Here is a 15923-nt window from a genome sequence, read left to right as displayed (position 1 = left end):
CCCCCGAAGGTCTTCGTTGATCGTCGGTCCGGACGCAACACGCGTTGGCAACTCGTATTGGCAACTCGTGTTGCGTCCGGGTTGCAGGATTATGTGAAGCAACCCGCGCAACCGCAAGGGGTCAGCTGTGAGATTTAAGTAGCACGTACTGCGACACGCCGGGCGACGACCCCCGAGCCCCCGAAAGAAATCGGTCTACGGCTTGCTCAGCAGCCCGGTGTACAGGTTCCAGAAGCGCGGCAGATTCAGGTCCATCACCAGCGTGGCCAGCTGCGTTCCTGCCGGGTTGGCCGGCTTGTCGAACTCGCCGAGGTTGTATCCGAGAGCCCGCCCGTAGTCGGGGCCGAAGGTGGAGTCCACATCGACGTAGCGCTGCTCGGAGGTCTTGACGATGCCCGGGTCCAGGAAGATCGCGGCGGTGATGGCGTCCCAGATCGGCGAGCTGTAGTTGGGGTCCGAGGCGAACTGGGGGCCCTGCAGCGCCTTGAACTCCTTCTTGATCGGGGTGGACTTCCCAGCGGTGATCGCGTCGTACTGGGCCTTGGTGTAGAGCACCTTCTCGGAGACGTCGTCGGTGACGATGGTCTGCTGGGCGAAGGGGGTGCGCAGCGCGATCCTGGCCGAGTCGGGGTCGAACCAGAAGTTGAACTCGGCGGCCGGGGTGATGTTGCCGGGACGGTCGAAGGAGCCGCCCATGTAGATGACCTGCTTGATCAGCGGCACGATCTCGGGGTGGGTGCGGACGGCCAGGGCGAGGTTGGTGGCGGGGCCGACCTCGAAGAAGGTGATCTGGTGCGGACTGCGCTTGACCTGGTCGACGATGAAGTCGACGGCGGCGGTGTCCAGCGGCCTGGCCTTGGCGTAGCCGCCGTAGGGCGCCTGCGGCAACTTGTTGTAGGCGGCGGGCTCCGGGCTCTCGAAGGCCCCGGTCCAGGGGGCCTTCCCGTAGAGCGCGTTCTCGGCGGCGAGCCGGTCCTGACGTCCTGGCAGCAGCGGCTGGGTCGAGCCCTGGACGACCGGGATGTCACTTCGGCCGATCAGTTGGAGCTGGCTGAGCGCGTCGGCGGTGCCCTCCTCGGCCCAGGTGTTGCCGCTGACGGTGGTCACGCCGAGGAAGTCCACAGAGGGGGACTTGGCCAGCATGAACATCGCCACGGCGTCGTCGTTGAGCTCGCCCATGTCGGAGTCGAGGATCACCTTGCGGGTGCCCTGGGTGTGGTCGGCCTGCTGCGGTGCGGCCTGGGGCTGCGACGGCGGGGTGGAGGCCGAGGCGCTGACGGTGGGGATCAGTGCCGCTACGGCGAGTAGTGAGACGAGGGCGGAGGTGGTGCTGCGCATGGGGGCTCCCCAAGGTGGTGTGACGCGGTCGCGCCCCGCCGGTGCGGTCCGGCAGGGCGCGATTATGGGAAGCAACATCCGCAACAGCAAGTGGTTCAGTGGGGATTCCGCGCAGCACCGCCCAGAGCCGGGTCCAGAAGGTCATCAGCCGGCCCCCGACGAAGTTCGAGGCGTGGGCGGTGGACCCAGGAGTGGGCCTGGACTGAACGACCGGACAGGGCACGGACGCGGCGGCGGCCGCCTGATCGGCAGCACCGGGCACGTCGCGGACCGCGACGCGCCGGCGGGTCCGCTCCGGCCTGAGAGCGGCGGGCGAAGGGGCGGCCCGTAGGCGATCGGACTGTATGAAGGTTCGTGGTTCAGGTGTACGAAGGTTCGGGCATGAGGGGTGTACGAGACTTCGCACACCCGCGCCGACCTGCGGCGACGTACCACCGAGAGGGTCAGCCGTTGCCCGACTTCACCTTCGCCAAGGACGCCGCCACCGGCGCGGCGACCCTCACCTTCGCCCTGACCCCGGCCCAGGCCCAGGTCCTGGGGACCATCGAGCGGGGATCCGCGGACGGCCCCGACGCCGTGGACCTGGCCAACTACTTCGACACCGTGCTGGAGGCCCTGACCGTCCTTCGGACCGGCGGCGCCCCCAGCTGATCGACGCACCAGGTCGCGTCGGCCAAGGACTGGCACACGATCATCAACACCGTGTTCGTCGACCTGCTGCCCTACCTCCAGGGCCTGGGCGACGCCGCCGTGCGTATCGCCCACGGGCTCGGCATGAGCTACGCCGACATCGCACTGGCGATGGAGGCCCCGCGCAGCACTGCCCAGAGCCGGGTCCGGAAGATCACCGGTCAGCCGTTGAACGGGTTCGAGGCCTGGTCGCTGGACGGCGACGCCGCCATCGCGCTGGCCCTGCCCCTGCCGAGAACCTCGTCCGCGCAGGTCACCCGGCCTGCAGCCTCTGCCGACCAGCACGGCATGATGATCAACTGTGCTGCTGCGATTCGCCTACCTGGCCGTGACCAACGCCTTCGCCGTGCTGCGCCTGCTCCCTATGAGCGACCGGGACAAGGACGCCGAGATCCTGTCCCTACGCCACCAGATCACCATTCTGCAACGGCACCTCGGCCCCGAAAGGGCGAAGCTCACGAGCGCGGACCGCGCCTTCCTTGCCGCACTCCTCCAGCCCCTGCCGCGCGAGGTGCTGCGCCGGCTACGACTGATCGTGCGACCCGACACTGTACTTCGGTGGCACCGCGACCTGGTGAAGCAGCGACACACAAACGCCTCCCGGCCCAGACGCCCTGGCCGACCACGCACCGTGCGCTCCATCCGGCTGCTGGTCCTGCGCCTGGTCCGGGAGAACCCTTCCTGGGGGTACCGCAGAATCCACGGCGAACTCGCCACCCTCGGCATCAAGACCGCGGCCTCCACCGTCTGGGAGATCCTCAAGGCCGAGGGCATCGGCCCGGCCCCCGACCGTGGCGCCACCACCTGGGCAGACTTCCTGCGATCACAGGCAGATGCACTACTGGCCTGCGACTTCATCGAGACCGTCACCCTGACGGGACAGCGCCAGTACATCCTGGCCGTCATCGAACACCGCACCCGCCGCGTCCGGGTACTCGGCACCACCGCCCACCCGACAGCTACCTGGGTCACCCAAGCCGCGAGGAACCTCGCCATGGACCTGGACGACGCGGGCGCGAAGGTCAAGTACCTGATCCGCGACCACGACGCGAAGTTCCCCGCCCTGTTCGACCAGATCCTCGCCGACGCCGGCATCCAGACCGTCCTCAGCGGTATCCGCGTACCCCGCATGAACTCGATCATGGAACGCTGGGTGCAGACCTGCCGCCACGAACTCCTGGACCGCACCCTGATCTGGAACCAAAACCACCTACGCCGCGCCCTGCGCGAGTTCGAGACCCACCACAACAAGCACCGACCCCACCAGGCCATGGCCCAAGCCGCGCCGCTACGGGCAGTCCCCGAACCGATCACCGACCCGGACCGAATCACCCACCTGAACATACGCCGACACGACCGCCTCGGCGGCGTGATCCACGAGTACCAACACGCTGCCTGAACTGCATGGTGTCAACGGTCATTGAGATCCCCAGGTAGGTGGTCGTGGGTTCACCAGGCTGGTGGCCATCAGAAACCCAGGCCTGTGGTCAGTGGTGCTCCTGGGGTGGGGGAGGTCAGTTCAGAGGGACCACGCCCTTGCCGGCGAGGGCTTCGGCGAGGCGGTGGGAGTCGCCGGTGGTGGTGACGAGGTGGGCGTGGTGCATGAGGCGGTCGGTGCTGGCACCCGCGAGGGTCTTGGGCATGATCGTGTCGAAGCCTGAGGGGTGAATGTTGCTGGTCACCGCGATGGAGCGGCGCTCGTAGGCGGCGTCGATGATGCGGTAGAACGCCTCGGCGGCGTCCTCGCCGACCGGCAGCAGGCCAATATCGTCCAAAACGATCAGATCAGCGCGGCAGATCCGGGCGACGGTGCGGGCGGTGGACCCGTCGACCTTCGACTTGCCGATCGCGGCGGTCAGGGTCTCCAGGGTGAACCAGGCCACCTTCAGGTCCTTCTCGATCGCGGCCTGGGCCAGACCCTCGGTGAAGTGGCTTTTCCCGGTCCCCGAGGGACCGGCGATGACCAGGTTCTCGGCTCGGCCGATCCATTCCAGGGTCGTCAGGGAGTTCTGGGTGGGTTCGGGGATGGTGGAATCCTCGGTGCGCCAGGACGCGAGGGTCTTGCCGGTGGGGAAGTTCGCCGAGTGACGCCGAAGGCGTCGGGTGGCGGCGTCGCGGCCGGTGACCTCCTCGGCGATCAGCAGCCGTAGGACCTCGGCGGGGTCCCAGCGTTGGGCGCGGGCGGTGGCCAGGACGTCGGGGGCGGCCTTGCGCATGTAGGGCAGGCGCATGCGGCGCATCAGCTTGTCGAGTTCCTCGGGGATGGCGGGCGGGTTGGGGAAGGACATGGCGGTGCCGATCGTCTGGTGATGGATAGTCAGGGTGGGTGTGGTCAGCGTGGGTTGTTCTGCTGGCCCAGGGCTTGCCAGCCCGAGGTGCCGCTCTGGGCGGAGTGGCTCTCGTCCGCGCGCACGACCTCGCCCAGGGGCGTGCTGCCCTGGAGGTGTTCCAGGATGGAGACCAGGTCGTCGTCGGCGAAGCGTCCGGCTGTGGCTGCCAGCCCCAGGGCCCGGTCGACGTTGTCGCTGCCCATGACGGTGGCCAGCTCGACCGCGCGGGCCATCTTCGCGCGGATGCGCACCGCGCCGGCGGGTCCGGCCTCCTTGAGCCAGCGCCCCGCCCCGGGGCCGATGCCCACGAACGCGATCTCCGCCTCCGAGCGCGGTGCCAGCCGCGGCGCGAGGATGCTCCGGCCCTCGGGGTGGTCGGGGTAGTGCGCGTCGATGATCTGCGGGACCCCCGGGGTCGACAGCTGGTGGCGCCAGATCTCGGCGAGGTCGCCGGTGTCGGTGCGCGCGGTGATCGACAGTTCCTCACCCACCACCCGGCACCACACCCGCTGCCCGGTATAGCCCGGCGGCGTCGAGTAGCGCACCGCGTTGAAACTGACAGTCCGGTCCGCGCCCACCGTCCTCTCAGCGCCCAGCGCCAACGCCAACGGCTCGGCGGGAAGGACGTGCAAGGTCGCACGTTCGATCTCCAGCCGCAGGTCAGGGATCTGCGCGGTCGAGCGGTGGCGCCGCGCGTTGACCTCCAGGCACCAACTGCGGCAGGCATCGGCCAGCTCGGCGAAGGTGTCGTAGGAGGGCCGCAGGTTCGCGGTGGTGGGCACCAGGTCGGCCTTCGCGATGCGGACCGTGGCCTCCGCGCCGCCCTTGGACTCGGGGTCGTAGGGCACGCAGGAGACGATCTGGCAGCCGTAGTGCCGGCCGGCGGCGACCATCTGCGGGTGCCGCACCGGTATCCCCGCGATGTGGTCGACGGTGACGGTCTTCGCGTTGTCGGTCAGGATGTAGGTCGGCGCTCCGCCGATCCTGCGCAACGTGGTGTCCAGGCAGGCCACCAGGGTGCCCAACGTGCAGTCCCAGACCGGGATAACGACCCGGAACCGCGACCACGACAGCCACGCGCAGAACAGCCAGGTCCGCCGCCCGCCGATGCGCGGGCCCTCGCCCCAGTCGAACTGCAGCCACATCCCCGGCTCGGTGATCCACGGCCGGTAGGAGCGCCGCCGCCCGGACCGCCACGCGCCCTTCGCCGCGTTCACCGCCCGCCTGGTCGAGCGCGCACTGCCCGCGAAGCCCATCCGCACGAGCTTGTCGTGGGCCACGTCCGCCCGGATCGCCGCGTGGGTCTGGTCGACCCACTCCTCGATCTTCTCCAGGTAGGCGTCGATCATCTTCGGCCGCGGCGCGTGCTCGAAGGGATTGAGCCCGTGGTCACGGGCCTGGACATACCGCTTGACGGTCTTGGGGTCGTGCCCGCTCAGGGCCGCCGCCGACCAGACGGTCTCCGTCAGGTCGTACGCCTCAAAGATTTCCATGATCTCTCTGTCAGACTTCGTCATAGGACCTCTCCGGCCGGTAGCTGATGCTCGCAAACACCAGCAAACCGGACGGAGGGGTCTTCTTCAGATAAAGGGAGCGATCAGGAACACCACAGGTCAACAGGCCATCCACCTGGATTTCCGGTGGCCATCAGCCTGGACTCAACTGGCCGCACACCTGGACTCTGCCACGGCCGCCGACACATGGATGTAGTTTTCGGCAGGCGCAGGCTCCTTGAGCCTCAGCCTCAGCCTCGGCCTGGGCTCAGCCTCGGCCTGGGCTCAGTGTCGGCGTTGGGAGCCGACCTTGGTCGCGGACTTCCGCAGCCGCTTGGCCAGTACCTTGTCCCGGGTCTTCAGGTGCCGTCCGGCTGCTTCCAGGACGGCTCCCGTGGCGGGGTGGTCGCAGCGCCACAGATCGTCGGCGGCCTGCTCCAGGAGCGGCAGCACCGCGTCTCCTTCCTGGTCCAGGAATTCGGCCAGCGCCTCGTCGGCGACGCCGAGCGGACCCCACAGGTGGTCGATGAGCCCCCACGATTCGAGTTCCGGGCCGTGTCCTTCGGGGTGCTCGCCCCGGCCGGCCAAGGCGATCGCCGCGGTCTGGGCGCAGCCCGGTACCTGGGAGGCCGCGGCTTTGCGCAGGACGGCGAGTGCCCTGGGTTCGTCGAGATCGGCCAGCACCGGTGCCGCGCTCAGTCGGCGCAGAGCCGCGTCGGCGTCCAGTCCGGCGCAGGCGTCGATGATTTGGACTGCGGCCGGGCCCTGGCCCCGGTGGCTGATCCAGCCGGCGATCTCTGCATGGGCGGACGCCTGGTCGTAGTCGAGCAGTCCCTCCAGCAGGGTCGGTGCGTCGGCGTCGGCCAGTTCGCCGATCAGCGGCGCGGGCACCCCTTCGGCCAGCAGGTATTCGCGCAGTCCGTGGCGCCCCAGCGGGGTGAGCCTGAGCCGGTGCCCGGGGATGGGGGTGCCGTCGCTCCCGTCGGAGGCGCCGCTGATGCCGAGGATGTCAAGGAGGATGTGGTCGCGATCCCGGGCCGCCCCGGGGCTGGTCTCGACCTCGGCTGCCCGATATTCGGTCAGGACCAAGGATGCCTGGTCGAGGACCTGCAGGAGCAGCAGTTCGATCAGTCGTGCCTCCCGGGTGGGGAGTCCCTCGCGGAGCGCGACGGTGAGCAGTGCGGTGTCGAGCCATTCGCCGTCGGGAACCTCGTACAGTGCCCGCAGCACCACGGCCGCCAGGCCGTTGCCGAGTTCGTCCTGCAGGCCCAGTGCGGTCATCAGGACCGGGGGCAGGCCGAGGGTCCCCAAGCCGTCTAGGTCGTCGAGTTCACCGTCGAGCGCCTCGCTCCAGAGGTTCAGCACCCCCTCGTCTCCGGTCGTGGCGGGCAGGTCGGTGCCGGGGCGTGCGGTGCCTGCGCTGATCTTCACCAGGTCTGCGTAGCGGGCGAGCTGCCAGGGGTTGTCGAGGCAGGGCAGGTCTCCGGAGCTGCGCAGACGGGCCAGTCGCTGGTCGCGCTCCGCCGCCGGGAGTGCGCTCAGCTCGTGGTCCAGGGACCAGAGTTCGAGCTCCTGGACGGCCAGGCGGCCCTGTGCGGGCTTGAGTACACCGCGGGAGGTGACGGCACGCCCGTCCTGGCACCACTGGGCCAGGCGCAGGGTGGCGGCGATCAGTGGCACCTGCCGCGCGGCGGCGGCGAGATCCGTGCGGGGTGCCAGGGTGACCGGGCGTACTGGGAGGTAGTCCAGCTGCAGGTCCTCGTCGTCGTGGACCTCCCCGCAGGAGCAGAGCTGTCCGCCGGGGGCGGCCGTGGGGTGCCTCGGCACCCGCTTCGGCGCCGGGGCCGCAGTCGGCGGACGGGGGTCCTGTTCGGCCAGTTCCCGGTCCAGGGTCTCGCGGTCGAAGGCCGTGGGGTCGAACCCTTCTTCCCGCAGGGTCTCCACAAGGTGGGCCCAGGGCTCGGGGGCCGGTGAGGTGCGGTCCGCGACGGCGTCGAGGACCGCCTGCAGTCCCCAGGGGCCGCCGGTGTCCTCCGCGCAGGGCATGGCACGGCGTCCGCCGGTGCAGCGGACGTGCCGCTCGCCGCTGGTCACGGGGAGGGACTTCTCCAGGGTGATCTGGTGCCGCCAGTCGTCGCCGAAGTCGTAGGTGTACTCCAGTCGGCCTCCCTCGTAGGGCAGCAGTTCCGCGACGGAGACCGACTCCTCGTCGAAGTCGCGGCCGGGGTCTCGGTCCAGCGGTGCGTCGAAGTCGACGAACTGGCGGCCGGAGCCGGGTTCGGTGAACGCGTGCAGGTGCGAGTCGTGCCAGCCGAAGCAGGTCTGGACGATGTCGTGCAGGCTGCCGAGCGAGGTGTCGGCGGGCAGGGTGACCCGGCGCCAGATCGGCGGACTGGTGTCCCGCAGGGCGATCTTCAGCTGGTAGACAGGCACGGGCTCGGTGGTCACGGCGAGAGGTTCCCTTGGAGCGGAGACGGATGCCGGCACCGGTACGACGCCTGCGGTCTGCCATTCTGTCGCACTCCGTCGAGCGGGTGTATCCGCCCTTGACACGTTGGGTCACCCGTCCGGATAGCCTTGGGTTGGCGAGGGCGCAGGGTTCTGCGCGGTCTCGAACAGCTGTAGGAGTGGGTGCAGTGGCGAAGGTCCATCCGACGGCAGCACCGGCTGCTGCTTTCCAGGCGACGCGATCCCAAGAGCCGGCCACCTCCGGGTCGGCTGCGGTAGCCTCGGCGGAATCGGGCCGGGAGCGGCTGACCCCCTGGTTGCCGGCGCTCGCCACCGGTGAGGCGGTGTTCCTTCCTGCGGATCCGCCCCGACTGGGACGGGTGGCGTTCTGGACGCCGGGCGGTGAGCTGCCGGATCTCGGGGTGGAGCCCCAGGAACTGACCGTGGTTCGCGCGCACGGCTCGTCCGTGCGCCGGGCTAGGGTGGTCGCGGTGCTGCTTCCGGTGGAGCAGGCGCTGCCGCTGCTGACCCGCTGCCGGGCGCTCGGTGCAAACGACGCCAGCCGGGCGTCCGTCGGCACCGCCCCCACCAGCCCGGCGTTCTGGGGTGCTGCGGCCCTGCTTGCTCTGGGTCTGCTGGCCCGTGGCCGGGTGCTGCCCGGGGTGTCGCCGAAGGGCTTCGACGCCTGGCGGGTCGGCCCGTTGGACGCGGGGGACCACGAGCGGCTCGGCGTCCTGGCCGCCGCCATGCCCCCCGAGGCCCGCGCCGTCGCGATCCCCGACCTGTCCCCGCTCACGCTCCCGGCGGCCGAGCCGCTGTTGCGGGCCTTCCTGGACGCGGTGGCCGACTCCCTCACCCGTCCTCCCGCCGCCCGGCAGGTGGCCGAAGGACCGGCGTTCGCGGTGCGCGCGCCGCAGTCCGTCCCGGAGCAGCGCGCCTGGGCGGCGGAGGTCGCCGCCGGCCGCGACGCAGGCCTGGCGGTGTCGCTGCGGCTGGAGTTGGGCCGGGAGGAGTCCCTGCGGGCCGTGGTCCAACTGCGCAGCCTGGCCGACCCGACCGTGCTCGCGGATGCCGCGGACCTGTGGTCCGGGCGGGCCACCGCGCCCGAACTGTTCGGCCCACGGGCCCAGGTGGACACGCTGCTGACGTTGCGCCGCGCCGCTCGCGCCTGGCCCCCGGCCGCCCGACTGCTTGAGGCCGCTGCCCCGACGGGCCTGGACCTGTCCGACGAGGAGGCCCAGGCGTCGCTCGGCGAGGCGGCCGAGAGCCTGTCCGCGGCGGGGGTCGCCGTGCACTGGCCCAAGGAACTCGTACGTGAACTGACCGCGGACGGGGTGCTGGAAGCGGCACGCCGCAAGGGGACGCAGTCCTCGGCCGAGTCCTTCCTGTCCTCCGGCGGACTGCTGGACTTCCGCTGGCGGGTCGCGCTCGGCGACCAGGAACTTACCGAGGAGGAACTGGAACGCCTGGTCCAGGCGCACCGGCCGATCGTGCGGCTGCGCGACCAGTGGGTGGTCGTGGACCCGGAACTGGTCCGCCGCCTGCGCCGGGCCGCGCAGCCAAGGACCACCTCGCTGACCGTGATCGACGCCCTGGGCGCCGCGCTGACCGGCAGTGTCGAGGTGGACGGCGAACGGGTGGCCGTCACCGCAGGCGGAGTCCTGGAGGAACTGCGCTCCCGGATCGCCGACCCCGAGGCCGACACCACCGCCGGGACGGTAGCCGCGCGCAGGCCCCAGGGGGCACCGAAGGCGCTGGCCGCGACCCTGCGCGACTACCAGCTGCGCGGGCTGAACTGGCTGCACCGGATGACCTCGCTCGGCCTGGGCGGCTGCCTGGCCGACGACATGGGCCTGGGCAAGACCGTCACGCTGATCGCCCTGCACCTGCGCCGCCAGGAACGAAAGGCCACCGCAGGACCGACCCTGGTGGTCTGCCCCGCCTCACTGCTCGGCAACTGGGAACGTGAGATCCAGCGCTTCGCCCCCGATACCCCGGTGCGCCGCTTCCACGGCCCCGGCCGCGACCTGGAGGGCCTCGACACCGGGGTGAAGGGCGGCTTCGTCCTGACCACGTACGGAACCATGCGCCGCGACGCCGAACGCCTCGGCCGGCAGCCCTGGGGGCTGCTGGTCGCCGACGAGGCCCAGCACGTCAAGAACCCGCACGCACACACCGCCCAGGCGCTGCGCACCATCCCCTCCGGCGGCCGGGTCGCGCTGACCGGGACACCGGTCGAGAACAACCTCTCCGAACTGTGGTCCCTGCTCGACTGGACCACCCCCGGCCTGCTCGGCACCCTTACCTCCTTCCGCGACCGCTACGCCAAAGCCGTCGAGGGCGACCGTGACGAACAGGCCGCCGCCCGCCTCGCCGCGCTGGTGCGCCCCTTCCTGCTGCGTCGGCGCAAGTCCGACCACGGCATCGCACCCGAACTGCCGGCCAAGACCGAGACCGACCGGCCGGTCTCGCTGACGAAGGAACAGGTCTCCCTCTACGAAGCACTGGTACGCGAGCTCATGGCCGAGATCGAGGAAAGGCAGGGCATCGCCCGACGCGGCCTGGTCATGAAGCTGCTCACCGGACTCAAGCAGGTCTGCAACCACCCCGCGCAGTTCCTGAAGGAACCGGCGGATGCCAAGCTGCCGGGCCGTTCGGGGAAACTGGAACTGCTGGACGAACTCCTGGACACCGTCCTGGCCGAGGACGGCTCCGCTCTGGTCTTCACCCAGTACGTGGCCATGGGCAGGCTGATCGAACGCCATTTGACCTCCCGCGGCGTGGACACCCTGTTCCTGCACGGAGGCACCACCGTCAAACGACGCGAGGAAATGGTCGACGCCTTCCAGGCCGGCGAGAAGAGAGTGTTCCTGCTGTCGTTGAAGGCGGCCGGCACCGGCCTGAACCTCACCCGGGCCGGACACGTCATCCACTACGACCGCTGGTGGAACCCGGCCGTCGAGGACCAGGCCACCGACCGTGCCTACCGGATCGGACAGACCCAGCCGGTCCAGGTGCACAAACTGATCGCCGAGGGGACGGTGGAGGACCGGGTGGCCGAGATGCTCCGACAGAAGCGGGAACTCGCCGATTCGGTACTGGGCGGCGGCGAGGCGGCGTTCAGTGAACTCAGCGACTCCGAACTGGCCGAACTGGTCACGTTGCGAAGGACGAGCCGATGACCGGAGGCACCCCCTCGCACGTGAACGCAGCCCGCACCTTCGAAGCACTCCCGTCGGCCAAGGGCAGCCGCGCGCCCTTCGCCGAGTCCTGGTGGGGCCGCGAATGGCTACGCGCACTGGAGGAGTCCTCCCTGGAATCCGGCCGCCTGCAGCGCGGCCGCACCTACGCACGCGGCGGCGCGGTCGGCCAGATCACCGTCGCCCCCGGATCGGCCTCCGCCCCGGTACAGGGCAGCCTCCGCACCCCCTACCGCTCCACGGTCCAGGTAGCGGAACTGACGGACCGGCAGTGGGACCGACTGCTCGACATGATCGCCGAGCGGGCCGCCAACATCGCGGCCCTGCTCGACGGCGAGATGCCCGCAGGCCTCGCCGACGACGCAGCAGCCGCAGGCGTCCCGCTGCTGCCCGGCCCTCGCGACCTCGACCCCGAATGTAGCTGCCCCGACTGGGGCTACCCCTGCAAACACGCCGCAGCCCTCTGCTACCAGCTCGCCCGACTCCTGGACCGCGACCCCTTCGTCCTGCTACTCCTGCGAGGCCGCAGTGAGCGCGGGCTGATGGACGAACTCGGCCGCCGCAACACCGCCCGCGCCGCCTTCGAGACCGCGGCGCAGGCAGAAACCACCGACGAGGCCCAGGCCGTTCCGGAAGCCCGGGGCGGCGATTCCGCCCGGGTCGCCTTCGCCTCACGCGGCGAACTCCCGCCCCTGCCCGCACCGCCCCCGCTGCCCGAACAGCCCGGCCGCGGCCCCGCGCTGGCGGACTCGGCAGCCCCGGAACCCGGGGTCGACCCAGCCGCACTCGAACTCCTCGCAGCCGACGCCGCCATGCGCGCCCAGCACCTGCTCGCCGCGGCCCTCGGCGCGCGGCACGCCGAGACCGCCCCGCCCGTTGCCCTCACCGAGTGGCAGGACGCCGTCCGCCTCGCCGCGACCCACCCGACCGGGAAGATCGTCGCCCGGATCTCCTTGAACTGCGGTCGCACCCACAGCGAACTCGCCGCCGCCGTCCGTGCCTGGCACCACGGCGCCGCCGCGTCCCTGGACGCGCTGGAGAACGACTGGACGCCGCCCGCCGGCCGTCTGGAGCGCGACCGCGAGACACTGCGAGCCGACTGGGCCGAGGGCAAGCCGCCCCGGCTCCGCTCCTGGCGCAACCGCTGGACCGTCGAGGGCGCGGAGGCACAGGTGCGGCTGGGCCAGGACGGTCTCTGGTACCCGTACACCAAGAACCAGGGCACCTGGTGGCCAGCCGGACCGCCCGACGCTGACCCGGCCGTCGTCCTGACAGCCCTGCTCCGGGAACAGTGACCGGCTCGCGCGACTATGTCAGTCATATCCAGTGCTCTGAAAGCCCTGATCTTGCGAATGACCTGGAACCCAGTTAGAAAGGTACGGAATTATGGACCCTCGCCACTTCCAACTCCTCGAACAAGCCCGCGCGGCTCTGCCCCCCGGCTTCAAGTCCGAACTGTCCGGCGACACCATTGTCATGATGGTCAGCCCCTCCGGCATCCACCAACGAAATCTCGCGCTGGTCATGCGCCAATTCGAACGGCACGCCCCGGACGGGTACCTACCCAGTGGAAACAGTGACCTCCAGAGCCCGGCCATCGGCAAGAGCCGCAACCCCGACCTGACATACCTGCCCGCCGACGCCATGGCCACCACCGACAACGCCATCGCTGCTGAAGAAGCCCTCATCGCGGTGGAACTAGTTTCGCCGTCAAACCCGGAGAACGACTGGACGGGCAAGGTTCGCGACTACCCGGTGATGCGCATCCCGCTATACCTGATCATCGACGCACGCGAGGCCACCATCACCTTGTTCTCCGAGCCTGAGGGGGACCGTTATCACACGCGCACCGACCGCAAGTTCGGCGAGCAGATCCATATCCCCGCCCCGTTCGCGTTCGACCTCGACACCTCCGACCTCCTCCAATACCACAACGCCCCAACATGACCACCAACGTGACTGTGAGGTTGTAGGTGCCCGCCCGGCCGCCGCCTGCCACAGGGCTTGATCAAGTTCCGGGTGCGTCCGGATGGTGTTGTCACGTTGTCGGGGGTTCACGTCTCTGCTGGTGTGTCGGGGCGTGGTGGGCCGCGGTGGTGGCGGTGGGTCAGGCCGTTGTGGGCAGGGCGGTGGCCCCGGTGATGTGGTTCCAGACGGTGAAGCGGATGGTCATTTCGAGGCGGTTCTGGTGGGCGGTCAGGAGGTGTCTGCGGGGTCGGAAGTGGGGTGAGATGCCGCTGAACGCGGCCAGGAACCGTTGGGCTGAGCCGACCGAGCGGAAGCTGTGGGGCTCGAAAAGTCATCGCTGCAGGTCAAGCAGCGTAGCTGTACTCGTTGATGACGCCGCCGAGGACGCGGGTGCGCAGGAGTCTGCGGCCGTCGGGGTCGTGGATGGGGGCGGGTAGCTGACCGGCGTCAGGTGGCTGCTGGTGCCTGGCGCGGTGTGGCCGGTGCCCGTTGTAGTGATCCTGGTACTCGGCCAGTACTCGTCGGGCGTGCGCCTCGTCGAGGACCAGGACGTGGTCCAGCACCTCTCGGCGGACGGTACCGATCACCCGCTCGCAGTGCGCGTTCATCCGGGGCGCTCGCGGAGCGCTGAGCAGGATGTCCATCTCCTCGGACTCGAATACGGCGTCGAAGGGCGCCGTGTACTTCGTGTCGCGATCGCGCAGCACGAAGCGCAGCGACTCCGTCCTCGCCCCGAGGTCGGCGGCAAGGTTGCGGGCCTGCTGGGTCGCCCACTGACCGGTCGGATGCCTGGTGACACCCGTGATGTGCAGCTTCCGGGTGCTGTGCTCGAGGAACGCCATCGCGTACAGGCGCGTGCCGAGGGCCGTGTCCACGTGGAAGAAGTCCGCGGCGATGATCCCCTCGGCCTGAGCGGCAAGGAAGTCCCGCCAACTCGGTCCCGACCGACGCGGAGCCGGATCAACGCCAGCCGCGTGCAGGATCTCCCAGACCGTGGACGACGCGATCGGATGCCCCAGCCGGCTGAGCTCGCCTTGGATCCGGCGGTGACCCCACTGCGGATTCTCCCGCGCCAGGCGCAGCACCAGCTTCTTCAGCGCGGCAGCGGTGGACGGTCGGCCTGTACGGCGACGGCGGGCGGAGTAGTCCCACTTCTTCGCGATCAACCGGCGGTGCCAGGCCAACAGCGTCCCCGGTGCGACCGGGAAGACCTCTGCCCACCGGCGACGCGGGATCAACGAGGACAACGCCGACAGCCAGAACCGGTCCACCGGCTCGTAGCGCACCGGCCCCTTGAGCTGACGCCGCAGCACCGCGTTCTCATGCCGCAGCAGCACCAGCAGCTCAGCATCCTTGGCGGTGTCCCGGCGCAGTAGCGCTCCGGGTATCGACAGCAGGGTGCGAGCAGCACGGTACAGCATCGAAACGATCACTCGAACATCCTGCCATCCACCCCACCAAAGGTGCCATGACCTGCAGCGATGACTTTCCGAGCCCCACAGGCCACCGTAGCGGGAGCCACCGTCAGCAGCCCGGGGCGCTCCCGGGATGCACCCAGCCCCACCCGGCGTGAGGATGGTTGGGCGCCGTCCTCGCGGATGACCGGGTCAATGGGTAGCAGTGGCAGAGATCCGTCGGTCCACCGGCACGTGCGGGGCGGCGCCCAGGATGCACTGCGGCCCCGCCCGGCCGCACCGGAACGGGGCCGATCACGTCCGGATCTACTTGTACCAGTACCGGACGCCCTTGTGGTGGGAGCACGTGCCGGAGAAGTGCGCGCTGTAGGAGTAGGTGCCGTCCTTGCACTTCGCCATCGCGCCGCGCGAGTGGGGGGAGCTGGCTTTGCAGACGCCGACGGTGTGGTGGGCGCAGTGCGCTGTTGCTGCGACGGCGGGTGCGGCGCTGACCAGGGTGGTGGGGGCGATGAACGCGGCCGTCAGGGCGAGGATCGTGCCGGCGGTACGGACGCGGAGTCGGGTGAGCATGAGGGTTCCCTTGGTGGTGCGGCGAGATGGCGGGGCCGCTGTGTCCAGTCTGGCCCCGTTGGGCGGGTGCGGCATTTCGGTTCGGTGATCAGCCTCCGCCACCACCTCCTCCGCCTTGGCCGGCTGGTCCTCCGGGGCCGCTGAGAACAGCGAGCAGGATGATCAGGCCGACGACGACCAGGGGTACGACGATGACCCACAACACCAAGTGCTGGTTCGGCGTGAGGCGCCGACGCGTCATGCCGGGATCGTTCCAGGCAGCGCCAGGTCGCAAGCGCGTGTTACGGAACGGTGACCGTGAGTTCGACCCTGTACCAGGGCGGCCCCGCACCAACGCACAACTGTCCTAGAGGACGTCCAGGGCCGCGAGAAATAGGAGGACGGCGAAACCGCCGGTCGCGGTGGCGCCCAGGGTCCATCCGGCCCGTGCCGACGCCCGCAGCCAGCTCTCGACGCGACCTTCCTCATCGA

11 protein-coding genes and 1 pseudogene are annotated in these 15923 nt (G+C 70.0%); 5 read left to right on the top strand and 7 right to left on the bottom strand.

Annotation, left to right across the window (positions count from 1 at the left end):
- Positions 1-195: 195 nt before the first annotated feature.
- Positions 196-1338, bottom strand: coding sequence for a nucleoside hydrolase (locus ACXKR8_RS00575; RefSeq protein ID WP_458270944.1), 1143 nt, complete (start codon positions 1336-1338; stop codon positions 196-198).
- Positions 1339-1788: 450 nt separating this feature from the next.
- Between ACXKR8_RS00575 and ACXKR8_RS00570 the strand changes: the two genes are divergently transcribed.
- A complete protein-coding gene (locus ACXKR8_RS00570; RefSeq protein ID WP_458270943.1) occupies positions 1789-1989 on the top strand; it encodes a hypothetical protein in 201 nt (66 codons plus the stop codon).
- Positions 1990-2329: 340 nt separating this feature from the next.
- Positions 2330-3427, top strand: coding sequence for an integrase core domain-containing protein (locus ACXKR8_RS00565; RefSeq protein WP_458270942.1), 1098 nt, complete (start codon positions 2330-2332; stop codon positions 3425-3427).
- A 115-nt stretch (positions 3428-3542) separates the two neighbouring features.
- On the opposite strand, the gene istB is transcribed toward ACXKR8_RS00565, so the two are convergent.
- From istB to ACXKR8_RS00550, 3 genes are all read right to left on the bottom strand, one after another.
- Positions 3543-4316, bottom strand: coding sequence for an IS21-like element helper ATPase IstB (istB, locus tag ACXKR8_RS00560; protein ID WP_458267423.1), 774 nt, complete (start codon positions 4314-4316; stop codon positions 3543-3545).
- A gap of 44 nt (positions 4317-4360) precedes the next feature.
- Positions 4361-5875 (bottom strand): IS21 family transposase, encoded by a 1515-nt coding sequence (gene istA, locus ACXKR8_RS00555; protein ID WP_458267424.1) that lies wholly within the window; start codon positions 5873-5875, stop codon positions 4361-4363.
- 261 nt (positions 5876-6136) lie between these two features.
- A complete protein-coding gene (locus ACXKR8_RS00550; protein ID WP_458270941.1) occupies positions 6137-8299 on the bottom strand; it encodes an IS1096 element passenger TnpR family protein in 2163 nt (720 codons plus the stop codon).
- A gap of 344 nt (positions 8300-8643) precedes the next feature.
- Between ACXKR8_RS00550 and ACXKR8_RS00545 the strand changes: the two genes are divergently transcribed.
- The 3 genes from ACXKR8_RS00545 to ACXKR8_RS00535 all read left to right on the top strand — a co-directional run bounded on the left by ACXKR8_RS00545 (position 8644) and on the right by ACXKR8_RS00535 (position 13446).
- Positions 8644-11481, top strand: coding sequence for a DEAD/DEAH box helicase (locus tag ACXKR8_RS00545; RefSeq protein ID WP_458270940.1), 2838 nt, complete (start codon positions 8644-8646; stop codon positions 11479-11481).
- Positions 11478-12794: an SWIM zinc finger family protein gene (locus tag ACXKR8_RS00540; RefSeq protein WP_458270939.1), complete on the top strand. Its 1317-nt coding sequence runs from the start codon at positions 11478-11480 to the stop codon at positions 12792-12794. The genes ACXKR8_RS00545 and ACXKR8_RS00540 overlap by 4 nt, the downstream gene beginning before the upstream one ends.
- A gap of 91 nt (positions 12795-12885) precedes the next feature.
- Entirely contained in the window at positions 12886-13446 is a 561-nt protein-coding gene (locus tag ACXKR8_RS00535; protein ID WP_458270938.1) for a Uma2 family endonuclease, read from the top strand.
- A gap of 160 nt (positions 13447-13606) precedes the next feature.
- On the opposite strand, the pseudogene ACXKR8_RS00530 reads toward ACXKR8_RS00535, so the two are convergent.
- The 3 genes and pseudogenes from ACXKR8_RS00530 to ACXKR8_RS00520 all read right to left on the bottom strand — a co-directional run.
- Positions 13607-13780: pseudogene (locus ACXKR8_RS00530) on the bottom strand (IS6 family transposase); the annotation flags it as partial.
- 31 nt (positions 13781-13811) lie between these two features.
- Positions 13812-14900, bottom strand: a complete 1089-nt coding sequence (locus ACXKR8_RS00525; protein WP_462100205.1) for an integrase core domain-containing protein — start codon at positions 14898-14900, stop codon at positions 13812-13814.
- A 288-nt stretch (positions 14901-15188) separates the two neighbouring features.
- Complete coding sequence (locus ACXKR8_RS00520) at positions 15189-15452, bottom strand: DUF3761 domain-containing protein (protein WP_458270936.1); 264 nt, start codon at positions 15450-15452, stop codon at positions 15189-15191.
- Positions 15453-15923 lie beyond the last annotated feature (471 nt).

It is taken from the genome of Streptacidiphilus sp. PAMC 29251 (assembly GCF_054208735.2).
Note: the sequence above shows the minus strand (reverse complement) of the source record. Positions and strands in the feature narration are given on the sequence as shown.